This window comes from Micromonospora luteifusca (assembly GCF_016907275.1).
In the GTDB taxonomy this organism is placed as follows: Bacteria; Actinomycetota; Actinomycetes; order Mycobacteriales; family Micromonosporaceae; genus Micromonospora; species Micromonospora luteifusca.
In genome coordinates this window covers 2,469,632-2,492,276 of the sequence record NZ_JAFBBP010000001.1, presented here as the reverse complement: position 1 = coordinate 2,492,276, position 22,645 = coordinate 2,469,632, and the positions used below count along the sequence as shown (strand labels likewise).

The window sequence follows — 22,645 nt, the reverse complement described above, 5'->3', positions numbered from 1 at the left end:
CGGTGAAGCCGTGACGGTGCGGCCCTGCCTAGCCATACGAACTGGTCCATGCTGACTGCCATCCCGTGTGCCCTCGACCCGCCATCCTGGGAGCGGGCCGCCGCCCGGCCCGCCACGTCTAGCGAACCTTGACGCACGTTCGGCCGCAGGGCGCCAGCGGCAGCGGCCGGCGCGCCCAGGCGGCGGCGCGTGCGGCCCGTTCAGGGCCGCATTGAGGACGTATCGAGGGTGTGAACTGCCCTATCGCTCTGTCGGCGGCAGTCGGTAGGTTCTGACGACTGTTCCGACGGCTCCGTTTGTTCGGGTGAGGCTCTGTTGTTCCATCAGAGTCGCGCCCACCTCGACAGCGAAAAGGGCTGCAAGCTCCGCGTCGGCGGCGACTTGGCGCTGTTGCGTCTCCGTCTCGGAACCCTCGTATAGCCCACACTCGCGCAGGCGCAGGGTTGCATAGGTTCCGCGGCCGTGTTCGGTAGCCACCAAGCCTGCCTCGCGTAACGCGGCTATTGCCTGACGAACCGTGCCACGTGCTGCCCCGAATTCGGCCGTTAGCGCGCTCTCAGCCGGCAAGAGGGCTCCGGGCGGGATGACGCCGCTCTCGATGCGCTCTCTCAACTGTTCGGCGATGACGCGGTAGCGGGGCTGGCCGTAGTGCGGGGTGGGCACCCGCTCACCGTACCTGGCACTTGTCTTACCAAGTGCCAACCAACTGACCTGATTCGACGTCTAGACAACTCATCCACTTGTAGATACGTTTCCGTGTAGGCGGCTGGGGTGACGGCTCGTGTCAGGGGTGGTCACGCGTCGGCTCTGGTCGCACGTGATGCGCGGCGTCCTGTCGGACCGGTTGCGGTCGCCGCGCGTACAAGTTGGCTCGGCGATACCCGACCCGTCCGGCGTCGGACGGTGCGCCGTGCCTTCATCCGGGCCGGTGGCCGGCCGCATTCCCCCGCGGCTGGCCACCGGTCCCCGCCTACCTGTGGAGGTGCGATGTCCGGCTCTCATCGTCGACACCATCGGCTCTCGTCCTGGTGGTCTCGGAGGCGCCCATTTGCCCGGCGTGCCAGCAGCATCGGTCGATCGAGTCCTCGCGCGGCTTCTGCGGCCTCCTCGCCGCAGTGGTCAAAAGGTGCCACCCGTGAATTGCCTGTGCTCCGGTACGCGCCCTTGATGACGCGGGCCCAGCTCTTCCGGGGCAACGGGGGGCGGTGGCCGCGATGAGTCGAACGAACAAGCCGGCCGCCGTCACGAGCCACCCGGACTGGTGCGCCCCGGATCGCTGCGGGTACCTGGTGCCACCGGTGATGACGCACATGGCCCGCCGTCATCGCGGCCCGGTGCAGCGGGTCGGCGAGAGTCGGGCGGGCGGGCTCGTCGTCACGTACCTCATCAGCAGTGAGGCTCTGGGCGGTCCCCTGGTCGGTGTTCACGTGACCTGCCGGGCGGGGAACGCCTGGGCGGAGTTGTCCGTGCCGCAGGCAGCCCAACTGGTCGAGCAACTTCGCGGATCGCTGGCACAGGCCACCGGGCAGCAGGGGGCCGGCGATGAGTGAGGGCGCCGCCATTCCAGAGGGCCGGTCGCCGTCGTCGATTGCGCCGTTCGTGTGCCCGGTCTGGTGTCGGGGCTGCGGACCGAACGATCCGATGCACCGCGGGCTTCTCTCCACCATTGGACGGGAGCGGACCGGCTGGGTCACCGTCCAACTGATCGTCGACCGGTTCGCCCGCCGGGACCTGGCCGTGAAGCTCGACGCGACCCGTTATGGCGCGACGCAGACCGTACTCCTGTCGCCCGCGCAGGTAGACCGGCTCATCGACGAGCTGGTCTACGCCCAGCTGGAGATGCTGACACCGGCAGAAGGCGGCGAGCGGGCCGGAGAGACGCGGTGAACGCCAACACCCGGAGCTCAGCCGTTCCCCGCACTCCTGGCCTGCGCCCTGCGAGGCCACCGCGAGCAGCGGTAGCCGTACCGCCGGTTCCTGAGCGGCCCGCTGGCGGGACCACCTGGCAGACGTTGGAACGTCTAGGGGGTACGGTGACCGGTGTGCAAGGCCGGGACTGGCGCCCTCGCTACCTGCAACTCGCCGAAGAGTTGCGGGCAAAGATCGTGAGCGGCGAACTGGCCCCCGGCACCCTGATGCCCAGCGAAACCGAGCTGGCCGACACCTCGGGCCTGTCACGCACCAGCGTCCGCAACGCCATCCGGCAGCTTCGGGAATGGGGCCTGGTCCGGGCGGAGCAGGGGCGCGGCACCTACGTGCGGGCACCCCGCCAGCGGGTACGCCGTCGCAACACCGAGCGGTACCAGTGGGAGAAGGATCGCGTCCTGCTCGACGAGGACGAGCGGCTGAAGACTGGCGCCACAGAGCACGACACCGGCCTGACCGTCGACGACCTGAAGTTCCACGCCGAGTATTCGCGGGTGGAGGCTGATGCGGAGATGGCGGCAGCCTTGCAGGTCGAGCCGGGTACGCCGCTGCTGCGCCGGGTCTACTGGACGTCGTCCCGGCATGAGAACGCGCCGCTGACCGTGTCGTACTCCTACCTGCCGTACGACCTGGTGGCCGCGAACCCGGACTTGCTCGACGCGGACAAGGAACCGTGGCCGGGCGGCACGCAGCATCAGCTCTACACGCTGGGCATCGAGTTGGACCGGATCGACGACGAGATCCGCGCCCGCCCGCCGTCGCCGGAGGAGGCTGAGTTGCTGGACATCGACCCGGGCGTCTCCGTGCTCACTGTGCGGAAGACCTCGACCGACACCACCGGCCGGGTCGTCGAGGTCGCCGACGTGGTGATGCCGGGCGACCGCACCGAGCTTGTCTACTCCCACAAACTCCAGCGGTGGAAAACTTGACGCAGCTCGTCTCGGTCATCACCCCGGTCCATGCGCCCAGCATCGAGCACCTGGCTGGCGCCTACGAGTCGTTGGCCAAGCAAGAGATGCCGGCCGGCTGGGACTGGCAATGGCTCGTCCAGGAGGACGGGCAGACCGGCGCCCTGGGCGACGCGCTGCCTGACGATCCCCGGATCAGTCTGGGCACCGGCCGTCCCGGTGGGCCTGGTGTTGCCCGTACCCTCGCTCTTTCCCGAGTTTCCGGGCAACTCATCAAGGTGCTGGACGCCGACGACCAGTTGACCCCTGGCGCGCTCGCCCGGGACATCGCCGCGTTCGATGCGCACCCGCAGATCGGCTGGACCACCTCGCGGGTCCTCGACCTGCTCCCCGACGGTTCGACCGCCGGATGGGACAAGGACCCGGCCGGCGGCGTTATCGACCGCGGTTCGGTCCTGACGTTCTGGAAGGCCAACGACTACCGAGCATCGGTGCACCCGGCGACCCTGTGCCTGCGGCGGGATCTCGTCTTCGCCCTGGGCGGCTGGATGGCCCTACCAGCCTCGGAGGACACCGGCCTTTTGCTCGCCGCCAACGCGGTCACCGCGGGCTACTTCACCCGCGAATACGGCCTGCTCTACCGCAAGTGGCCCGGCCAGGTGACCAGCCAGGCTGCACACCGGGAACCGGCTGAGTACCAGGGACGGATGAGAATCATCGAGGCCAGAGCCAACGCCCTGGCCTCGATGATCCCAGACGGCTTCGACGGCAGCGCTACGGCGTAGCTTCGTGCCCCGGCATCCCGTGGGTACGCCGCCGCTCCTTCATTTCCGCCTCGAAGATGTGCCGCCGTCCGCCGGCTAGCTTCTCCCGCGCTTCCCGCTCGATCTCCTGGAACGCGGCGTAGTAGCCGTCGTCGAACTCCTCCACGATCTGGAACGTCCACCGGCCGGGTAGCACGTTGCGCCCCAACAGCTCCTGCTCGACCCGGTCGGCCATCTCGTCGTGTCCTGCCTCGCGGAGCAGCTTCACCACCCGGTCAAGGGTGAAATCCGCGCCGCCGACGAGCTGGTGCGCCGAATACAGGTGACCGCGCACCCGGTAAATCGTCTCAAGGGCCTTGCTTAGCTCGCCCAACGCTTCGACGGTCGTGTCTCCCAGGCCATCAGGTCGTGAGTGGACCTCATCGACTGCTAGGCCCTGTTGTTCGTCTCCCATGGCATCAGCAGTACCCCGAAGATGGCGCGGCTACCGTCGACTCACCAGACCACGCACGGTCCTGCCGGTCCCGGGACCCTTCCGCATCCGTTGCTGCAAACGGCCGTCGGTGCCATTCGGAGCGCGATCCTCGCCTGCAGGAAGAAGGGCACGGGTGCATCCTCCCAGGTTGGGCTGCTCTCACATCCTTGGAACACTGATGCCGGCTGCGTCAACAAACCGATCAATATTATGATCAGAATAGTTATTCTAAAGAGCGCCCCCTCGCTTTCCAGATCTATGCAGTTAAGTAGAATTGCTGTCATTCCAGTTCCTTTCTGGGAATTCTTTCGGCGGCAAATCGCCTTTCACTTGCTTGGTCCAAGAATACCAATACTTCGCATCTAGTCAAGAGGGTAAGGGTTTGGCTTAAATTGATTAGAAATAGAGTTGTTTAACCATTATCCGTGCCGACTAGAGGTGGCCTGAATTCTCTGGCCGCGTTTTTATTTGGCTTTATTTACACTTCCGTCCCGTTGGTGCTGCCAACTCAACGAAAGTGACAAAAGGGTCTTTCGGGGACTTCGGGCCGGAACTCATTGACTTGTCTGCCAAGTGCCGTCTACCTTGGAACGCAACTTGGCAGACAAGTTAACAAGTTGGAGGTTGAGCGATGGCTCTGCGAGGCGGCACGAGGTTCGCGGTGCGGTGCGAGGACGTGTTCCCGGCGGGGTGCGCGTTGGTGCCCGAGTCTCTGGGCGAGGTCGAGGACTACGACGAGAAGACCGGTCGGCGTAGCCCGGCGAAGGACAAGCTGACCGGCCAGCGGGTGTGGCAGGTCCGGGTGATGGACCTGGACCCGGAGCTGGGGAAGCGGTCGCGGGAGACGACGGTGAAGATCTCGGCGGACTACCAGCCGGTGCCGCCGACGGGTGGCCTGTTCGAGGCGGTGGAGTTCGACGGCATGACCGTCACGCCGTACGTGGGCAACAACGGTCGGATGGCGTATTCGCTGCGGGCGACCGGGATGCGTGCCCCGGCGGGCGTGGCGACGAAGGCGGCGCAGTAGCCGCTTCTGGTGGGGGCGGGGCTGTCAGGTCTTGGCGGACGGCAGCCCCGCCCTCTGTCTCTTTCCCCTGCTCTGTCGAGAGAGGTAGTGACATGTCCAAGCGTATGCCTGCCGTCCTGCGGCGGCTCGTCCTGGCGGGTGCGCGATGATGCGCCGGCCGCGGGGCGAGGTCGTGATGACCACCGCCGGGGACCTGATGGTGATCCGCCCGCGCCGCCTGGAGTTGCCGGTCTGGCTGATCGCGGTCGGGCTGGTGCTGCGGTGGCTCTGGCGGGGCTTGTGGTGGTGTCTTCGCCACCCGGTCGCTGTCGGCCTGGTCGTGGCCGGGGTGAGCCTCTTCCGCGAGTTCGGCCGGGTCGGCGTGGTCGTGCCCGTGGTCCTAGCCGCTGCCGTGTCGGCGCTGTGGCGGTGGCGGCACGAGTCGTCCTGGTGGACCTGGTGTGCCGGCCCGATACTCGGCCGGTTCCGTCAGCTCTTCGTCTACCGGCGGGCCTGGCGTGAGGCCATGACGCTGTGCGGCCTGGCCAAGGTGTACGACCATCGCACGGTCCTGCCGGAGCTGCTGCGGGTCCGCTCGGATCAGGCGCTCGATGTGCTGACCATCCGCATGGTCCGCGGTCAGACACCGGAGGAGTTCCAGAAGGCAACGGCGAACCTGGCGTACGCCTTCGGCCGGCGGCACGCGCGGGTCTACTCCGAGCGCCCCGATGACCCGCCGATCCGGTCGGGTTACTGGGCACTGGTGCTCGGCGCGGTGGACCGGCTGCGGTTCCGGGACCGGCCCTCGGTGGTCTACCTGGTCGTGGTCCGCACCGATGCGCTGCGCACCCTGGTCGGCCCCTTCGACATCCCGTCGGTGCCCGACTTCACCGCTTTACCTCTGGCTCGGCGGGAAGACCTGCGGCACTGGTGTCTGCATCTGCTCGCCACGCATGTCCTCATCGGCGGCTCCACCCGCTCTGGGAAGGGCTCGGTCCTGTGGTCGCTGGTCCGCGTCCTAGCCGGGGGGATCTCCTCCGGGCTGGTCCGGCTCTGGGTGATCGATCCCAAGGGCGGCATGGAGTTCGCCATGGGTCGGCCGCTGTTCGCCCGATTCGCCTGCAAGTCGTTCGAGGCCATGGCCGACCTGCTCGACGAGGCCGTCACCGTGGTGCGGGAACGGCAGACCCGGCTTGCCGGCGCGGTGCGGGTCCACACTCCGACCCTGGATGACCCCCTGGTCGTCGTCGTCATCGACGAGATGGCGGCACTGACCGCGTACCTCCAAGATGTTGACCTGCGCAAGCGCATCGCCGGCTCGCTCGGGCTGCTGCTGTCGCAGGGTGCCGGCGTTGGTGTGCTGGTTGTGGCGGCGTTGCAGGACCCCCGCAAGGAGGTGCTGCCGTTTCGGGACCTGTTCCCGACCCGGATCGCGCTCGGTCTGACCGAGGCCGCTCAGGTCGACCTCGTGTTGGGTGATGGTGCTCGCAACCGGGGTGCCCTCGCTGACCAGATGCCCCGCTGGGCCAAGGGCGTCGGCTACGTAATCCTCGACGGCACCCCAGAGCCGGCCCGGGTCCGCTTCTCCTACATCTCGGACGACCACATTCGGGAGCTGGCCGCCGAATACCCGGCGCCGGCCGACGCGGCGGACATCCTCGCCCAGGTCGGCCGCGAAACCGCCACCGAACCGGCCCGGCCGCCTCTGCCCCGGCAGCGTCGCGGACCACTGCTGCCCGACTCGCTGCTGAACATCCTCGACCGGGACACCGACGGGGGTGAGCCGCGGTGACCGCCCCGACCGACGGCCGAACCTTCTACCGGCTCCGCGCACCCGGCACCGACGGCGCCACCAGCACCGCCGTCTCCGTCCGCGTCGACCCCGCCCGGCCCGATCCGTACCCGGTCTATCTCGCCGTCGGTGGCGGCCGGCGCCGCATGTACCTGACCCCCGACGAGGCGTGGGCGCTGTGGCGCTGCCTCTCCGAAGCGGTGGCCTCCCTCGGCGAGCCACCCGACCACATCCGTACCCGCGTCGCCCCGGCCCGGAGGTAACCGATGTCCCTCAAGAGCTTCTTCCTCGGCACCCACCGCCTCAAGCCGCTGCACATCGAACTCAACGGCTCCCCGGACCGGCTCACCGGTGCCCTGCACGGCCTGGCGCACATGGTCAACCGCCGCCGCGACCTCAACGGCCAACAGATCTGTATCACCCTGACCGTCCGCGACAACGGCAGCAGCCGATGATCCGCGCTGAATCCGGCATCCGGGTGCTGATCCTGCTCGTCGTCGGCACCATGGCCGGCGCCGCCGCCTTCACCCACGTCCACGACCTGACCGTCGCCCACGGTCAGCCCGACTGGATCGGCTGGGCCAACGCCGTAGCGGTCGAGCTGATGGCCATCTACCTCGGCCTGGAAATCCGCACCCGCCGCCGCACCGGTCGCCCCGTCGGCCTGGTCGGGGTCCTCCTGATCGCGTTCGCGTTGCTTTCCCTCGCCGCCCAGGTCGCCGAAGCCGAACCGTCCGTCTGGGGCTGGATCGTCGCGGCGGTGCCGTCGCTGGCCTTCCTCGCCCTGGTGAAGGTTGTCCTGTCCAGCGAACCCGCCACACCGCCGGCTCCTGAGCCCGATCAGCCGCAGGGCGATTGGTACGACGAGCCGCAGCCGGTCGAACCCACGCCGCCGGCTCCGGTGATGCCGCCGGCATCAGCCGCGGTGCTGCCTCGGGTCGGTGTCGTTCAGCCCAACCGGCCCCAGGTCGTCGGGATCATCCGATGACGGCCATCCTCGTCGCCGGGCGGCGGCTACCGGAACTCGTGCACAATCCCGATCATTCCAACGATGTGAGCGTTGAACTCGTCCAGCTCCTCGGCCGGCACCCACAGCTCCAGAATGGTCTTTCCGCCGGCCTGGCGGACCGGGTACCGACTCAGGAACTCCGACTCCACCCGGAAGCGGGTCACGTAGCCGACGCCCGACGCGGGCACGTTCCAGTCTCGGGCGATCATCACCGCGTAGTCCTCGTTCAGGACGGGGTAGAAGATCGGCTGATCCGGCAGGCGCGGCGGCCACGCCCGCCATCCGGACTCGCGGACGAGAGCCAGCTCGTTCGGCCCGGTTGGGCGCCACAGCACCGTCGTACCGTCATCGCTGTTCATGTCGACCTCGCCGCTCGGATTCTTGGTGAGCCCGGACAGTACCGGCGGAGCTGCAGCCGGGACCACCGCATTCGACTCGCGGTAGAGGTGGGCCGATGACGGCTCCGACCCTGGCCGGCCTCGAACCCGCCCCGACCCGCGTCGCTCCGCGCCCAGGGTCGCGGGCGGCCCGCATGGCGCTGCCCCGCTCGATCGACGTCCTGAAAGACATCGCCATCGAGTACGGCGTCTGCGTCCGCCCGCTCGCCATGCGCCGGACCGACCTCGACACCGGCCTGACCGAAGTCATCGACCTTCCCTGCGGCGCTACCCGCGAGGACAAGTGCCCACCGTGCGCCAAGAAGAACCGCCGGCTACGGCAGGCCCAGATCCGCGAGGGCTGGCACCGCGACGACGAGCCACTACCCGGCCCGGAACCCGCCACCGAAGCGCAGAAGTCGCTGATCCTGTTCCGAGCACACCTGGAGTTCTCCCGCGACGAGGCCGTACGCGCCGCCCAGTGGGACCAGGTGACCGACCTCGACGAGGCAATCCGCGAGGTAGAGGAAGCTATCGCCGCTGAGGGCCTACGCGGGCGCGTCGGACCACCGCACGCCAGCGACGACGAGGACCAGGACGACGAGCCCGGCCAGCGACGCAAGCGCTCCACCAAGCGGCGCCAGGACGCCCCAGAACTGCCTCGGCGCAAGGTCGAGCGCCGCACCGTCGGCAAGACCTACACCGCCCCGGACGGCTCCACCTACCAACCATCGATGTGGCTCACGCTCACCCTCGACTCGTACGGCCCGGTCCGCCCCGACGGCACCCCCGTCAACCCGGCCAGGTACGACTACCGCCGCGCAGCCTGGGACGCCGTGCACTTCCCCCGGCTGCTGGACCGGTTCTGGCAGAACCTTCGGCGGTGCGAGGGCTGGAACGTCCAGTACGCCGGCTGCGTCGAGCCGCAACGCCGACTCGCCCCACACGCCCACTTCGCCATCCGGGGCACCATCCCCCGGGACGTGCTCCGCACCGTGGCGGCGGCGACCTACCACCAGGTGTGGTGGCCCTCGGTCGACGTCCAGCGCTACACCCTCGATCGGCTCCCGGTCTGGGACGAGCAGGCGGCGGCATGGGTCGACCCGGACACCCACGTGCCGCTGACCACCTGGACGGAAGCCCTCGACGCCATCGATGACGACCCGGACGCGGAGCCGGTGCACGTCGTGCGCTTCGGCGCCCAGGTCGACGCCCGCGGCGTCATGCCCGGCACCGAGGACGCCGAACGGACCATCCGGTACGTCACGAAATACATCACCAAGCACACCGGCGACTGCCACAAGGCCACCACCGACCGGCAACGCAAGCACCTCGACCGGCTCTGGCAGCAACTCCAGCTCACCCCGTGTACCGACCGGTGCGCCAACTGGCTGCTCTACGGCGTCCAGCCGAAGAAGGCGCACGCCAAGCTCAAGCCCGGCCGCTGCAAGGGCAAGGTCCACCAGCGCGACACCCTCGGCATCGGCGGCCGGCGCATCCTCATCTCCCGCGACTGGTCCGGCAAGACCCTCGCCGACCACAAGCACGACGCGCGGGCCTGGGTGCGGGCACTGCTCGGCGTCACCACCGACGGCACTCAGGTCGTCGACGACCAGGGCGCCACCACCGAACGGGTCCGCCACGCCTGGGAGTTGGCCCGACCCGATGACCCCGACGTGGGCCCGATGACCCACCGGCTCATGCGGTCGATCAGCGAACGCGCCCGCTGGCGGTCCGAACTGCTCGCCGCCAAGGACCGGGCAGCGCAGGGGTCCTCAGATCTCTCGGCAACTCAGCACAGCGCACAGCACGACGGGGAGGAGACGCAGTGAACGAAGAGTTGTTGACCGTGCCGGAAGTGCTCGCCGAACTGCGCGTACCGCGCTCGACCTGGTTCTACTGGCGGCAGACCGGCAAGGGACCACGGGTGATTAAGCTCCCGAACGGGCAGCTGCGGGTCCGCCGGTCGGCGCTCGGTCGGTGGCTCGGCGACCTGGAGCAGGACGCCGCATGAAGAGCTACGAGGTCCAGATCTGGGATATCGGTAAGCGCGCTGACCGGAAGGCTCGGCCGTGGCGGGTCCGCTGGGCAGTGAGCGGCCAACGCTTCGAGGACATGTTCCGCACCAAAGCCCTAGCGCACTCGTTCCGCGCCGAGCTGGTCCAGGCGGCCAACGCGGGGGAGCCCTTCGACCCGGCCACCGGCCGCCCGGTCTCCGAGGCCAGAACCAAGAACCCCACCACCTGGTACGCCCACAGCCGCGCGTACGTCGAGATGAAGTGGCCCCGGGCGGCGGCCAAGACCCGGCGCTCGATCGTCGAAGCGCTGACCTCGATCACGGTGACCCTGACCCGGCCGACAAAGCGGGGCCGACCGACTGACACCCTGCTCCGTCAGGCGCTGTACCTCTACGGCCTCAACCCGCGCCGCTGGTCCGACGAGATCCCGCCCGAGCATGCAGCGGCGCTGGCCTGGCTGGAAACTGTGTCCCTCCCGGTCGTCGAGCTGGACTCGCCCGCGATGGTCCGCCGCGTCCTCGACAGCCTGTGCGTACGCCTCGACGGCAAGCTTGCGGCTGCCTCCACCGTCCAGCGAAAGCGGGCCACGTTCTACAACGTGCTCGGGTACGCCGTCGAGCTGGAGCTGATCGCCTCCAATCCGGTCGACCGGGTTCAGTGGACCGCCCCCGAGGTCGCACAGTCCATCGACCGGCGGGTAGTGGCGAATCCGGCCCAGGTCGCCACGCTGCTGGAGGCGGTGAAATCTCTCGGCAAACGCGCCGACAAGGTCACCGCGTTTTTCGGCTGTCTCTACTACGCGGGGATGCGGCCCTCGGAAGCCGCGGACCTACGGCGGGAGGACTGCGACCTTGCCGGCCGTTGCGTCGACTGCGGGGCCGACTTCGACGACCTGGCGGCGGTCAAGCCTTCCCGGTCCTGCGAGCACGAGAAGATCGAACATCGTTGGGGCCGCCTGGTGCTCGCCGGCACCTCCCCGCGCGCCGGGTCGCACTGGACCGACGATGGCGGTTCCCACGAGCGGCGGGGACTCAAGCACCGGGGGAGGGCGGAGACTCGTACGGTCCCGATCCCGCCCCGGCTCGTCGAGCTGCTGTACGTGCACGTCGAGAATCACGGGGTCGGTCCGGACGGGCGGTTCTTCCGGGGTCTGCACGGTGGGCCGCTGTCCGAGTCGGTCTACGACCGGTGGTGGAAGCTCGCCCGCGAGAAGGCGCTGACCGAATCGCAGGTCGCCTCGCCGCTCGTCCGCCGGCCCTACGACCTACGTCACGCGGCGGCCTCGCTCTGGCTGAATGCCGGCGTCCCGCCGACCGAGGTAGCCCGGCGCCTGGGCCACGGCGTCGCCGTCCTCCTCCGCGTCTACGCCAACTGCATCGACGGTGGCGACGACACCATGAACGACAAGATCGGCGAGGCTCTGGCGTGATCCTGCCTGAGTCAGTCGGTGGAGTCGGCACCTTGGGTGGGTACGCCTGTGGCGGTCAAGCGGCGGGCCTCTGCGAGAACGCGAGCATCGATCTCCGCTTCGGTTTCCTCGCAGTACTCCAGCGTGTCGTACACGTCGTCGAGCATGACCAACTCCTCGGCGAGGGGTGTGCCGTCATGTCCGATGGCCGAGTGGGTCCAGCGAGCCAACTCGCGCGGGGGAAGGGCGCCGGCGAGAAGCTTGGTAGCCATGATGCGTACGGCGGCGTCCTCAGCATCTTCGCTGCCTCTGGGGTAGAAGGTCAGGCCAAGCTCGTCGAGGGTGGGTTCAAGCCACTGGAGCAGATCCTGATCGGTGGCGGTGGGCGAGACCCCGGCCAGGATGCACAGCGAGGCGCTCTCAACGCCTGCCACGAGGCAGTCACAGGCGGCCTCGATCACCTCGGCTGCCTTGCCCTGCCCGATGCTCCAAAGGGTGGTGGCGTCCTGGAGGCGGGCGAGTGCGTCGCTGCTGAGCATTGGTACATGTTCCGCCGCCAAGCCAGCGGAGTCACTCCGATATCCGCCCCCGTGAAGATGTGGGGCGCTGGTTCTGTGGGCGTGGGCAGATGGTGGGCGGGAGCCTGGTCGGCGCCTGATCAGGGGAGCGAAGCGCCAGCTCATCGGCCCTGACGCGGCCAAGATCGCTGACGCCCTGTAAATCCGTCGCGAAAGCTTCAGAGGTTCGAATCCTCTACCCGCCACCAGGTGCAGACACGGCCCCTGACCAGCAGAGATGCTGATCGGGGGCCGTTGTCGTTCGTCTGGCTGAGTCCGGCTGGGTCCAGCCGATGACGACGCAGCTGTCGGGCAGGTCGATCTTGCCGCTGGGGGCTCGGCTGCGGCCGCGGATGCCGGTGCTGGTGTTGCCTGCGGAGTTGGACCGCGCCGCAGGTGTGCCGCCGGAAGCCCAGACCCTCGGCCAGATCGACCCGTCCAGGCTTCCCTGCTGCGCTCGTGCCGCCTCTGCGGACCAGGTCCTGTCTCGGGGATCTTGATGGTTCGGGCGCAACCGATCGGGCTTGGCCGCTGCGGTGTCGTCAGCGACCCGTTCTCATTTCGTCAGTAACATCGCCTGATGCCGATTGAGATCGTCTTCGAGACTCACTCCTGGAGCGAGGACAACGACCGAGGTCTTGCCACCGGATGGCTGCCGGGTCGGTTGTCTCCGAGGGGAAGAGCCTTGGCAGCCGAACTCGGCCAGCGGAGGAGAAGCGACGGCATCGAGGCGGTCTTCGTCTCGGACCTGCGGAGGGCTGTGGAGACGGCCGACATTGCCCTCTCGGGAACCACGATCCCCCTGCTACATGATTGGCGCCTGCGGGAGTGTGACTACGGGGAGCTCAACGGCCTTCCGGCCGCCGAGCTGCACGAGCGGCGCAGCCGGTATCTCGACCATCCCTACCCCGGCGGCGAGAGCTGGCGACAGGCCGTGCACCGGGTCGGTCGTTTTCTCGACGATCTGTCGCTGCGGTGGTCGGGCCGGCGAGTTCTGGTGATCGGGCACGTTGCCACTCGCTGGGGCTTCGACCATTGGATCAACGGGGTCCGGCTGGAGGACCTGGTCGACGCCGACTTCGCCTGGCGTGAGGGCTGGGAGTACCAGATGGAAGAACCTCAAGTTCCGCGCTGAGCGCGTTCGATCCTCGCCCAAGGAAGACTCGCCCGATGAAGAGCTGAATCGGCTGTCACACAACTTCGCCGGGTGATTTGCGGCAGGTCCCAGCGATCCGGGGGCGACAGGGCGACAGCGCCGACGACCGTGCTGTCCTGCCGATGAGCAGATGTTTGCTCGACGGGCGCCCGGATACTTGTCGCGCATGTTTGACGGTTTCGAGGACGAGCGGATCGATGTCGGGGAGGTGGTGCTCCGGGTCCGGCATGCGGGGCACGGGCTTCCGGTCCTCCTCGTTCACGGGCATCCGCGTACGGGATCGACGTGGCATCGAGTCGCGCCGCAGCTGGTTGATCGCGGGTTCACCGTCGTCTGTCCCGACATGCGCGGCTACGGGCAATCCGGCAAGGCGAAAATCCTCGCGGATCACTCCCAGCAGTCCAAGCGGGTGGTCGCAGCGGACATGGTCCGGCTGATGAATGAACTGGGCCATACGACGTTCGCCACGGTCGGGCACGACCGCGGATCGTACGTGGCGTTACGCCTGGCGCTGGACCATTCCGACGCGGTCAGTCATCTGGTGGTCATCGATGGCGTACCCATCAGTGAGGCTCTTGCCAGGTGCGATGCGAAGTTCGCCCAGGACTGGTACCACTGGTTTTTCTTCGCCCAGCCGGACAAGCCAGAGCGGGCCATCACCGCCGACCCCGATGCCTGGTACGCCGGTAGTGCCCGGCCCGAGAGCATGGGAGCTGAGAACTACCGGGAGTTCCGGCAGGCCATCCACGATGCGGCCACCGTACGGGCGATGCTGGAGGACTACCGAGCCGGCCTCGGCGTTGACCGAGCACACGAGGAAACCGACCGGCGTGACGGTCGCACTGTCCGCTGCCCAACTCTGTTGCTGTGGTCGACTCGGGACGACCTGGAGGACCTGTACGGCGATCCGCTGGCCGTCTGGCGCCCTTGGGCCGCCGATCTACGTGGACACCCGATCGAGTCCGGCCATCACGTCGCCGAGGAGAACCCCGACGACCTGACTGCGGCGCTGCACCACTTTCTGTCCTGAGCGTCCCGCCGCACGGCGTCCGCTGCTGCCGCTGACCGACCGCAAACGCCAGCCGCCAAGCTAGTCGCCCCAGTCGAGTTGGTGTGGGGGCACGCCGGCGAGCCTCCCGTACCGCACGGTCTCGGCGCGTCCTGCGTGGTCACCAATGGCATAGCGGAAGATCCGCCCAGGAAAGATCACGACATGATCATCGGCGACGCGGAAGTCGGCGTACCAGCCTTGGTCTTCGATCAGAGCGTCTCGCAGCGCGGACGCGAACTCCTCGGCAGTGTCATCAGTGCCTTCGACATCCAGCAATGTCCACACGTCGGGCTGGTGGCTACTAGCAGCAGCGGAGACGTCCTGCCGATTGATCCGGGTAATCCGAAGGCCCCGGATCTGCAGGTCACATCCGACGCGAAGGCTCTCGGCTATAACCCTTCCCTGCAACATGACGCTCATGATGAGACCCGGGTCTGACAATCTGTCCGCTTCCAACCGGGTCTGCAGAGGCTTCGAATTTGATTGGCTGTCCTGCCGCGATCAGGACGCTGAGGTGGCGCAGATCAGTTGGCAGGGGAGGCCTGGGCGAAACTGATGGACGGCCTCGGCTACACGCGCCACGTCGCCAGGGTGGGGGCGTGGGTGCCCCGTCACGGACGCGATGGGCCGCCAGGGACCCGAAGGGCTGCTCGGCATCCACGTCAACCTGCTCGCCGGGGCGATCGGTCTGAAGGACCAACTGCCGGCCAGGTCGGAGCAGGAACGCGCGGCGTACGACGCGCTCAACCCGTTCACCACGGACGGCTTCGGTTACTTCCTGGAGCAGTCCACTCGGCCTCAGACGATCGGCTACTTCCTGTTGGATTCTCCGGTCGGGCCGGCGGCGTGGATGCTCGACCACGACACGGACAGCTACTACAGCGGTGGCGCAGCCGAGATGCGGGCTGTGTTCCGGCCGATGCGGAACACCTGACCCGCGCTCCGGATGCATAGCCGGCCTTGACCGCTGGACGAGAATGTCCGCGTGATCCTTCAAGCGATGGTGGCCTTCGTGGTGCTGCCGGCGCTGGGCTTGGCGGTGGTCCTCGGGGTGGTCTACTCCGCGGCTCGGCTCTGGCGTTCCGTGGGACGTGGGGCTGCGTCCCTCCCACGCTGGGTGCGGTCTTTGACGGTCGAGCCGTCCCCGGGAGCCTTCAACGACTCTCGGGATGTGTGGTCGATGCCGAAGGACGACTGAAAGCCGCGACTCCTGAGCGTGGTCGTGTTCCGGTCGGACCGAATGCCGCGATATCGCGGAGCTGATGTGCATGTATCGATGGCGTGGCGACGCTGGGCCAGTCGGGTGGCAATCTGATGCCGCTGAATCGACTCCTGATACGGACAGGAACCAGAAGGTGACAGTGACCTGTTGCCAGGAGGTAGCGGCGAGTAGCGTGCGTACTTGGCGGAGAGGCACGCAGTTCAAATGAACTGTTACGTCTAATAGGTGTGCTTTCTCTGCTAGGTCGTTTTTTGGGCGTACGAACATGGGTTGATCAGCAGATCGTCTGGCCGGACGTTGTCCCTGTCCGGCCGAGCGGGTCGGCTCGCGGGTCGGTCGGCCTGATCGCGGGTGGGAGAACTTTCCTGGCGGACGCCGCTGTGGCACCATCGTGGAATCTCCATCCCCGCACACCCCCCCTGCCGACAGGAGTTCCACATGTCTGGTCGAAAGTTTGGCCGGCTGCGTATGGCGTCGCTTGCCCTTGCCGCGCTGGCCGTTGGCCTCCTAGGTGCCCAGCTCGGCGGCGCCTTCCAGTCCACCGCCGTCGAATGGGGCGCACCCACCGGCCACAGCGTGTCGGTTCCGAGTGGAGTGCAGTCCGTCGTCACCCGGTGACCCCGGTGCGGCGATGACGTGACCGATGACAGGGCGGTGCGGTGTCACCTAAGGCTGTCCGACGTCGTACCACCGAACACGCCTGGCTGATCACAGCTCCACTCGCCGGGATGGCGTTGGTGGGATGTCTGGTCCTCGCCCTGTCGGTGCCCAGCCGCCTGGCGGACTGGCCGATTGCTGTGGCGTTGCTGGTGGTGATGGTTGCTGCCGGGATACCAACGCTCAGCATGGTGGCCCGCCGCCAGGCGGTCGTGGTGACGCTCAGCGAGATCCCGCTGGTGCTCGTGGCGTACTGGTTGTCGCCGCTCCTCGTGGTCGTCGTCGCCACGGCAGCCGAACTCTTCACCCAGATGCAGCGCGGGTACGCCCCGCCGAAGTTCTGGTTCAACGTCGCCCGGGCGGCGGCCGGCAGCTCGGTGGCTGGCCTGGTGCTGGCCGCCGTGCCGCCTCACGACCGAGTGGGCCCTGCGACCTGGGTTGTGCTCTTCGCCGCTGTCACGGCCAACACGCTCATCAGCCTGGTTGCCGTGGTCGGCGTGATCACGCTCCTGCAGGGCTGGCAGGGCACCCGCGAGACTGTGCGTACGGCCGTCCAGGTCCTGCTGACCACGGTGCTGAACGTCGCGATCGGGATGATCATCCTTATCGCGCTGGTGACGACCCTCTGGTCGATTCTGCTTCTGCTTGCCCTGGCGGTGGCCGGCGTCATGCTCTACCGCTCGTACTCGCAGTTCATCCGGCAGCACCGCACGCTGGGTGACATGTACGAGCTGACCCGAGCGATGAGCGAGGCGGGTCAGGAGGGCAACCTGACCGACGTGCTGCTCGGCCGGATCCGTTCTCTCATGCAGGCGGAGTACGCCACGCTGTGGCTCCCGGCGCAGGGTCGGCACCCGGAGGTCCTGCTGACCGCACGCCTCGACGACCGGGGTCTCCTCGATGTCGCCCGTACCCCGTCGGTGGTTCGGGAGAAAACTCGCGAGTCGGGCCAGACGGTCGCCCTCGGTCGAGCCTTCGACGGTGACCCGACGCTGCGGTCCGCGCTCGCCGGCTCCAAGGTCAAGGACGTCATCGCGGTGCCCCTGCGATCGGGGCAGGCGGTGATCGGCACGCTGGAGGTGGTCAACCGGCTCAGCGACGTGGGCCACTTCGCCCCGGCCGACATCCCCATCTTCGAGACCGTGGCAGCGCATGCCGCCGTCGCTCTGGAGAATTCGCGGCTGGTCGACCGGCTCTGGCACGACGCGTACCACGACGCGCTGACCAGGTTGCCCAACCGTCGGCGGATCACCGGCGCACTCGCGGAGTCCTTCAAGATCGCTGCCCCCGGCGAGGTGGTGGCGCTGTTGCTCTTCGACGTCGACGGGCTGCGCCAGGTCAACGAGTCTCTCGGTCACGCGGCCGGGGACAAGGTCCTCGCCGAGGTCGCCAGCCGGTTGCGGGCCAGCGCGCCGTCGTCGGCTCTGGTCGGCCGGGCCGGTGGGGACGAGTTCCTGGTGACCCTGCGGTTGGAGAGCGCCGACGCGGCACTCGAGTTGGCCGCTCAACTGCGCGACCAGATCCGCGACGAGATGGTCTTCGACGCGCTCACCCTCGACGTGAACACCGCCGTCGGGGTGGCCGTGCACCCCGACCACGGCAGCGATGCGGCGACCCTGCTGCTCCGGGTCGACCTGGCCGCCACCGCGGCCAAGTCGGTGCCGGGCAGCGTGCAGCTGTTCAACCCTGCGCTGGAGTCCCGATCGCTGCGCCGGCTCGGTCTGGCCGGCGATCTGCGCCGAGCACTGGACCAGGACGACCTGGAGGTCTACTTCCAGCCCAAGGTGACTCTGCGGGACCGGCGCCTGGTTGGTGTCGAGTGCCTGGCCCGGTGGGAGCACCCGACGCACGGCACGGTCGCTCCTGAGGACTTCGTGGCGGTGGCCGAGCACACCGGCCAGTTGAGCCGGCTCACGGAGGTGGTGCTCCGCGAGGGGCTGCGCCGCAGCCGCGACTGGGCGCTGGCCGATCAGCCGCTGCCGATCGCGGTCAACCTCTCGGCCCGTACGCTCACCGACCAGCACTTCCCGGACCGGGTTCAGGAGTTGCTGACCGAGTACGGGGTGCCGGCACAGCGACTGACCCTGGAGATCACCGAGGCGGGGGTGCTGGACGGCACGGACCGGCCCATCCCGACCCTGCGACGGCTACGCGACCTCGGTGTCCGACTCTCGGTGGACGACTTCGGCACCGGCGACTCGTCGCTGGCGCACCTCCGCCGGCTGCCGGTGCACGAGGTCAAGGTCGACCGCTCCTTCGTGCAGGGCATGGCGACCGACCCGGGGGACCTGGCCATCGTCAACGCCGTGGTGACCCTCTCGCAGCAGTTCGGCCTGGCCGTGGTCGCCGAGGGCGTGGAGAGTGAGCTGACCCTGGAGCTTCTCCAGGACATCGGTTGTGAGATCGGGCAGGGCTTCCTGTTCAGCCGGCCGCTGCCGTACGAGCGGCTGGCCGCCTGGTTCGGCGCCCAGATCGAGCCGGAAACGGTCTCCAACGGGGAGTTGCCGCGCCTTCGTGTCGTGCCCTGAGCAGGGCGTAGACGATCACCGGGGATCCGATTTCACCTGTCGAGCCGGGCCGTGTACTCTTACTTCTGCGCGCCCCACGGGGAGATCGCGCAGGCCCCCTTAGCTCAGTCGGCAGAGCGTCTCCATGGTAAGGAGAAGGTCTACGGTTCGATTCCGTAAGGGGGCTCGAGGGTTCAGCTGGACCCATCGCAGCGGTGTAGCTCAGATGGTAGAGCAAGCGGCTCATAATCGCTGTGTCGCCGGTTCAAGTCCGGCCACCGCTACTCTCGTCTTCCGGGCTCGTTGCCGGTGGTCGTAGGAAATGGGCGCTTCCGGCGCCCACTTTGCATGTCCGCGCTGTCAGCGTCTAGGCTGGCGCGTCGTAGTTGTTTCCGTTAGCGAGGAAGGCACTCCGCCGTGGCGAAGGCTACCGATGTCCGGCCGAAGATCACTTTGGCGTGTGTGGAGTGCAAGGAGCGCAACTACATCACGCGCAAGAACCGCCGTAACGACCCCGATCGCATCGAGCTGAAGAAGTTCTGCCCGCGCGACGGCCGTCACACGGTCCACCGCGAGACCCGCTGACCGTTGGCCGGCTCCTGCCGGCCGCTGTCGAAGCTTTTCAATCGCCGATCTGACCGGTTTGGCGCGGCTGTGCCGCTGCCTGCCGAGCAGGTCGGCGATTGTGCTTTCCGTGTAGGTTCGCGGCATGTCTCTGGACCCTTCCTTCGTCGGCCGGACCTATCCGCCGACCGCCCCCTATCAGGTGGGCCGAGAAAAGATCCGCGAGTTCGCCACCGCCATCGGTGCCACCGACCCGGCCCACCACGACCTGGAGGCCGCGCAGGCGCTGGGCCACCCCGACCTGGTGGCCCCGCCGACCTTCCCGGTGATCGTCACGATGGCCGCGAGCAACCAGATCATTGAGGACCCGGCCCTGGGTATGGACTACAGCCGGGTGGTGCACGGCGACCAGCGGTTCGCGTACACCCGGCCGGTGGTCGCCGGTGATGAGCTGGTCTGCACCAACACCATCGAGGACGTCAGCACCCGGGGCGGGCACGGCTTCCTGACCACGCGCACCGACGTCACCACCGTCGGCGGGGAACCGGTGGTCGCCGTCTGGTCCAAGATCGTCGTACGCGGAGAGGCCTGAGATGGAGTTGCCAGCCAAGACGTTTCGGGTGACCCGCGCGGATCTGGTCCGCTACGCCGGCGCCTCGGGTGACTTCAACCCGATCCACTGGAGCGACAGGTTCGCCACCAAGGTGGGTCTGCCCGGGGTGATCGCCCACGGCATGTTCACCATGGCGCTGGTCGGCCGGGCGATCACCGAGTGGGCCGGGTCGCCGGACGCGGTGGTCGAGTACGGCGTTCGTTTCACGCGGCCGGTGGTGGTCCCGGACGACGACCAGGGGACCGAGATCGAGGTCTCCGCGCGGGTCCGTGAGGTGACCGAGGACGGCCTCACCCGTCTCGACGTGACCGCCACCTGCCTGGGCGAGAAGGTGCTCTCGCAGGCCCGGGCAACCATCCGGACGACACGCTGAAGCAGGCCCGCCACGCGTGGCGGAGAGACCGGTTGGGAAAGTCGGGCGGCTACCCGTACACTGGTCCGCCGTGGGGCAAGTGACCCCTGCTCGGTCGTCTGTGACCGCGTGGGGCGAGTGTTGCCGCACAGGGGTGTAGCTCAATTGGCAGAGCAGCGGTCTCCAAAACCGCAGGCTGCAGGTTCAAGTCCTGTCACCCCTGCGCCTCAGGCCTGACCGTTCCCGTGGGTCGCGCCGCCAGCTTGGCGGCGTCCGGCCCGTGGTGGTGGCATCGGCGGGGTGGTTCCGAGGCAATCGGGCCCTCCGGATTGATCCACCGGCCGCGGCCCGTCGCGGGACGGTAGGGTCCGGCCGGCGTGACCAGCGCCGCGTACGCCACTCGGCGTGCGACCCGAGATTCCGCGACGGAGGGCGAAGTGGCCGACAACAAGCGGCGCGGCGAGGACGCCGGCGACGATCGTCTGGACGACGAGGTCGTCGACGAGGTAGCCGATGACGACGCCCCCAGCGCGGACGAGCCGGTCTCCCGGGGAGGCACCGCCACGCGGTCGCGTGCCCGGGCGGAGTCGGCGGACAGCCGGCCCACGACCCGGTCGGAGACCGGTCGAGTGGGCGTGTTCGGCCGCATCGCCCGGTTTTTCCGCGAGGTCGTAGCCGAACTGCGTAAGGTCATCTGGCCGACGCGTAAGGAGTTGCTGACCTACACCGCCGTGGTGGTGACGTTCGTCGCGGTGATGCTGACGATCGTCGGCCTGCTGGACCTCGGCTTTGCCAAGGTCGTGCTGTTTGTCTTCGGCAACTCGGACTGACCGGCTGTCTCCAGCCGATAGTGACGGAAGTGAGCGAGCGTGCCTGAGTACGACGAGACCGCCGGACCGGTGGACGAGCAGTCCACGGTCGCGACGGCGGCTGGTGACGAGTCGGTTGAGGCCGCCAGCGAGCCGGAATTCCCCATGACCGAACCCGCGCCGGACGAGGAGTACGACCCGGTCGCCGAGTTGAGGCAGAAGCTGCGCTACGCGCCGGGTGACTGGTATGTGGTGCATTCGTACGCCGGGTACGAGAACAAGGTCAAGACCAACCTCGAGACCCGGATCACGAGCCTCGACATGGAGGACTTCATCTACCAGGTCGAGGTGCCGACCCGGGAAGAGGTCGAGGTCAAGAACGGTAAGCGTTCGCAGATCCAGGCCAAGGTCTTCCCGGGCTACATCCTGGTTCGGATGGAGCTGACCGCCGAGTCCTACTCGTGTGTGCGCAACACGCCGGGCGTGACCGGCTTCGTCGGCGCGACCGACCGGGCCGACCGGCCCGCCCCGCTCTCCCTCGACGAGGTGCTGAAGTGGCTGGCGCCGGCCGTCGAGACCGAGCAGAAGAAGTCGAAGCCGGAGATCAAGGTCCTCGACTTCGAGGTGGGCGACTCGGTCACCGTCACCGACGGCGCCTTCGCGTCGCTGCCGGCCACGATCAGCGAGATCAACGCCGACCAGCAGAAGCTCAAGGTGCTGGTGTCGATCTTCGGTCGCGAGACGCCGGTGGAGCTCAACTTCAACCAGGTCGCCAAGATCTGATTGGTCGTCGGCGGCGGGCCCAGCCCGCCGCCGACGTCGGCGTACGCCCTCCCGCTCGACCTCGGCGGACGAGTGGGCTGCGGCCTGCGCTACTCTTGAATGTCGCCGCTGTCGCACCGCGCTGACCGTGCGCGCTCCGAGAGCGGCGACAGCCGCATTTTCCCAGCTCCAAGCCCCAGGAAGTGACATGCCTCCGAAGAAGAAGCTCGTCAAGACGTTCACGCTTCAGCTGCCGGCGGGCCAGGCCACGCCGGCGCCGCCGGTCGGCCCCGCGCTCGGCCAGCACGGCGTGAACATCATGGAGTTCTGCAAGTCCTACAACTCGCAGACCGAGTCCCAGCGGGGCGACATCGTCCCCGCCGAGATCAGCGTGTACGAGGACCGGTCCTTCACGTTCGTGCTGAAGACCCCGCCCGCTGCCCGGCTGCTGATCAAGGCCGCCGGTGTGCAGAAGGGTTCGGGCGTTCCGCAGGCCGAGAAGGTCGGCTCGGTCAGCCGCGCCCAGCTGCGTGAGATCGCCGAGAAGAAGATGGCCGACCTCAACGCCAACGACCTGGCCCAGGCCGAGAAGATCATCGCCGGCACCGCCCGCTCGATGGGCATCACCGTCAACGACTGACGTCGGCCCAGGCCGTCGATCTGACCGTGGGAGGGCTCGCGCCGAGCGGCCCGCCAGAGACCACAGGAGTAA

At 68.0% G+C, this 22,645-nt stretch carries 29 protein-coding genes and 3 tRNA genes; 28 read left to right on the top strand and 4 right to left on the bottom strand.

The window, feature by feature from the left end; translation table 11 throughout:
- Positions 1-240: 240 nt before the first annotated feature.
- Positions 241-663, bottom strand: a complete 423-nt coding sequence (locus JOD64_RS10990; RefSeq protein ID WP_204942132.1) for a GntR family transcriptional regulator — start codon at positions 661-663, stop codon at positions 241-243.
- Positions 664-1,214: 551 nt separating this feature from the next.
- Between JOD64_RS10990 and JOD64_RS32920 the strand changes: the two genes are divergently transcribed.
- The 4 genes from JOD64_RS32920 (at position 1,215) to JOD64_RS10970 (ending at position 3,619) form a co-directional block, all read left to right on the top strand.
- Positions 1,215-1,550: a hypothetical protein gene (locus tag JOD64_RS32920; RefSeq protein ID WP_239559476.1), complete on the top strand. Its 336-nt coding sequence runs from the start codon at positions 1,215-1,217 to the stop codon at positions 1,548-1,550.
- A 91-nt stretch (positions 1,551-1,641) separates the two neighbouring features.
- Complete coding sequence (locus JOD64_RS10980; RefSeq protein ID WP_204942131.1) at positions 1,642-1,887, top strand: precorrin-4 C11-methyltransferase; 246 nt, start codon at positions 1,642-1,644, stop codon at positions 1,885-1,887.
- A 146-nt stretch (positions 1,888-2,033) separates the two neighbouring features.
- Entirely contained in the window at positions 2,034-2,855 is an 822-nt protein-coding gene (locus JOD64_RS10975) for a GntR family transcriptional regulator (protein ID WP_204942130.1), read from the top strand.
- Positions 2,843-3,619, top strand: a complete 777-nt coding sequence (locus JOD64_RS10970; protein ID WP_307813324.1) for a glycosyltransferase family 2 protein — start codon at positions 2,843-2,845, stop codon at positions 3,617-3,619. Before JOD64_RS10975 ends, JOD64_RS10970 begins: the two co-directional genes overlap by 13 nt.
- Here JOD64_RS10970 and JOD64_RS10965 read toward each other — a convergent pair.
- Complete coding sequence (locus tag JOD64_RS10965; protein WP_204942129.1) at positions 3,609-4,052, bottom strand: hypothetical protein; 444 nt, start codon at positions 4,050-4,052, stop codon at positions 3,609-3,611. The two genes, JOD64_RS10970 and JOD64_RS10965, sit on opposite strands and share 11 nt — an antisense overlap.
- Positions 4,053-4,704: 652 nt before the next feature.
- Between JOD64_RS10965 and JOD64_RS10960 the strand changes: the two genes are divergently transcribed.
- The 5 genes from JOD64_RS10960 to JOD64_RS10940 all read left to right on the top strand — a co-directional run bounded on the left by JOD64_RS10960 (position 4,705) and on the right by JOD64_RS10940 (position 7,859).
- A complete protein-coding gene (locus tag JOD64_RS10960) occupies positions 4,705-5,100 on the top strand; it encodes a transcriptional regulator (RefSeq protein ID WP_091402451.1) in 396 nt (131 codons plus the stop codon).
- Positions 5,101-5,275: 175 nt separating this feature from the next.
- Positions 5,276-6,871: an FtsK/SpoIIIE domain-containing protein gene (locus JOD64_RS10955; protein WP_204942128.1), complete on the top strand. Its 1,596-nt coding sequence runs from the start codon at positions 5,276-5,278 to the stop codon at positions 6,869-6,871.
- Positions 6,868-7,134 (top strand): hypothetical protein, encoded by a 267-nt coding sequence (locus tag JOD64_RS10950; protein WP_204942127.1) that lies wholly within the window; start codon positions 6,868-6,870, stop codon positions 7,132-7,134. Before JOD64_RS10955 ends, JOD64_RS10950 begins: the two co-directional genes overlap by 4 nt.
- A 3-nt stretch (positions 7,135-7,137) precedes the next feature.
- Positions 7,138-7,326, top strand: coding sequence for a hypothetical protein (locus JOD64_RS10945; RefSeq protein WP_204942126.1), 189 nt, complete (start codon positions 7,138-7,140; stop codon positions 7,324-7,326).
- Positions 7,323-7,859, top strand: coding sequence for a DUF2637 domain-containing protein (locus JOD64_RS10940; protein WP_204942125.1), 537 nt, complete (start codon positions 7,323-7,325; stop codon positions 7,857-7,859). Before JOD64_RS10945 ends, JOD64_RS10940 begins: the two co-directional genes overlap by 4 nt.
- A 26-nt stretch (positions 7,860-7,885) precedes the next feature.
- On the opposite strand, the gene JOD64_RS10935 is transcribed toward JOD64_RS10940, so the two are convergent.
- A complete protein-coding gene (locus JOD64_RS10935) occupies positions 7,886-8,239 on the bottom strand; it encodes a hypothetical protein (protein ID WP_204942124.1) in 354 nt (117 codons plus the stop codon).
- A 95-nt stretch (positions 8,240-8,334) separates the two neighbouring features.
- Here JOD64_RS10935 and JOD64_RS10930 point away from each other — a divergent pair, with 95 nt between their 5' ends.
- From JOD64_RS10930 to JOD64_RS10920, 3 genes are read left to right on the top strand one after another with little or no spacing between them, the layout of a single operon-like run.
- Positions 8,335-10,089, top strand: coding sequence for a replication initiator (locus JOD64_RS10930; protein WP_204942123.1), 1,755 nt, complete (start codon positions 8,335-8,337; stop codon positions 10,087-10,089).
- Positions 10,086-10,271: a helix-turn-helix transcriptional regulator gene (locus JOD64_RS10925; protein ID WP_030329852.1), complete on the top strand. Its 186-nt coding sequence runs from the start codon at positions 10,086-10,088 to the stop codon at positions 10,269-10,271. Before JOD64_RS10930 ends, JOD64_RS10925 begins: the two co-directional genes overlap by 4 nt.
- Complete coding sequence (locus JOD64_RS10920) at positions 10,268-11,704, top strand: tyrosine-type recombinase/integrase (protein WP_204942122.1); 1,437 nt, start codon at positions 10,268-10,270, stop codon at positions 11,702-11,704. Before JOD64_RS10925 ends, JOD64_RS10920 begins: the two co-directional genes overlap by 4 nt.
- 11 nt (positions 11,705-11,715) lie before the next feature.
- Here the strand turns inward: JOD64_RS10920 and JOD64_RS10915 are convergent, their stop codons facing one another.
- Positions 11,716-12,222, bottom strand: coding sequence for a hypothetical protein (locus JOD64_RS10915; RefSeq protein ID WP_204942121.1), 507 nt, complete (start codon positions 12,220-12,222; stop codon positions 11,716-11,718).
- Positions 12,223-12,820: 598 nt separating this feature from the next.
- Between JOD64_RS10915 and JOD64_RS10910 the strand changes: the two genes are divergently transcribed.
- The 16 genes from JOD64_RS10910 to rplK all read left to right on the top strand — a co-directional run bounded on the left by JOD64_RS10910 (position 12,821) and on the right by rplK (position 22,573).
- Positions 12,821-13,375 carry a histidine phosphatase family protein gene (locus JOD64_RS10910; RefSeq protein WP_204942120.1) on the top strand — a complete coding sequence of 185 codons (555 nt, stop codon included), beginning with the start codon at positions 12,821-12,823 and terminating at the stop codon, positions 13,373-13,375.
- Positions 13,376-13,562: 187 nt separating this feature from the next.
- Complete coding sequence (locus JOD64_RS10905) at positions 13,563-14,426, top strand: alpha/beta fold hydrolase (RefSeq protein WP_204942119.1); 864 nt, start codon at positions 13,563-13,565, stop codon at positions 14,424-14,426.
- A gap of 183 nt (positions 14,427-14,609) precedes the next feature.
- Entirely contained in the window at positions 14,610-14,885 is a 276-nt protein-coding gene (locus JOD64_RS10900; protein ID WP_204942118.1) for a hypothetical protein, read from the top strand.
- Between the two features lie 184 nt (positions 14,886-15,069).
- Positions 15,070-15,381: a hypothetical protein gene (locus JOD64_RS10895; RefSeq protein ID WP_204942117.1), complete on the top strand. Its 312-nt coding sequence runs from the start codon at positions 15,070-15,072 to the stop codon at positions 15,379-15,381.
- A gap of 51 nt (positions 15,382-15,432) precedes the next feature.
- Positions 15,433-15,645, top strand: coding sequence for a hypothetical protein (locus JOD64_RS10890; protein ID WP_204942116.1), 213 nt, complete (start codon positions 15,433-15,435; stop codon positions 15,643-15,645).
- A gap of 462 nt (positions 15,646-16,107) precedes the next feature.
- Complete coding sequence (locus JOD64_RS10885) at positions 16,108-16,287, top strand: hypothetical protein (protein WP_204942115.1); 180 nt, start codon at positions 16,108-16,110, stop codon at positions 16,285-16,287.
- 110 nt (positions 16,288-16,397) lie between these two features.
- Positions 16,398-18,854, top strand: a complete 2,457-nt coding sequence (locus JOD64_RS10880) for a putative bifunctional diguanylate cyclase/phosphodiesterase (RefSeq protein ID WP_204942114.1) — start codon at positions 16,398-16,400, stop codon at positions 18,852-18,854.
- A 93-nt stretch (positions 18,855-18,947) separates the two neighbouring features.
- Positions 18,948-19,020: transfer RNA gene (locus tag JOD64_RS10875), tRNA-Thr, on the top strand.
- A gap of 24 nt (positions 19,021-19,044) precedes the next feature.
- Positions 19,045-19,117: transfer RNA gene (locus JOD64_RS10870), tRNA-Met, on the top strand.
- Between the two features lie 133 nt (positions 19,118-19,250).
- Positions 19,251-19,418, top strand: a complete 168-nt coding sequence (rpmG, locus tag JOD64_RS10865) for a 50S ribosomal protein L33 (RefSeq protein WP_007073056.1) — start codon at positions 19,251-19,253, stop codon at positions 19,416-19,418.
- Between the two features lie 124 nt (positions 19,419-19,542).
- Positions 19,543-19,989: a MaoC family dehydratase N-terminal domain-containing protein gene (locus tag JOD64_RS10860; protein WP_204942113.1), complete on the top strand. Its 447-nt coding sequence runs from the start codon at positions 19,543-19,545 to the stop codon at positions 19,987-19,989.
- Position 19,990: 1 nt separating this feature from the next.
- Complete coding sequence (locus JOD64_RS10855) at positions 19,991-20,383, top strand: MaoC family dehydratase (RefSeq protein ID WP_204942112.1); 393 nt, start codon at positions 19,991-19,993, stop codon at positions 20,381-20,383.
- Between the two features lie 129 nt (positions 20,384-20,512).
- Positions 20,513-20,585: transfer RNA gene (locus tag JOD64_RS10850), tRNA-Trp, on the top strand.
- Positions 20,586-20,799: 214 nt separating this feature from the next.
- Complete coding sequence (gene secE, locus JOD64_RS10845) at positions 20,800-21,192, top strand: preprotein translocase subunit SecE (protein ID WP_204942111.1); 393 nt, start codon at positions 20,800-20,802, stop codon at positions 21,190-21,192.
- Positions 21,193-21,231: 39 nt separating this feature from the next.
- On the top strand, positions 21,232-21,954 hold the full coding sequence (gene nusG, locus JOD64_RS10840; protein WP_204942110.1) for a transcription termination/antitermination protein NusG: 723 nt from the start codon (positions 21,232-21,234) through the stop codon (positions 21,952-21,954).
- Positions 21,955-22,141: 187 nt separating this feature from the next.
- Positions 22,142-22,573 carry a 50S ribosomal protein L11 gene (gene rplK, locus JOD64_RS10835; RefSeq protein WP_110563109.1) on the top strand — a complete coding sequence of 144 codons (432 nt, stop codon included), beginning with the start codon at positions 22,142-22,144 and terminating at the stop codon, positions 22,571-22,573.
- The last annotated feature ends 72 nt before the right edge of the window (positions 22,574-22,645 follow it).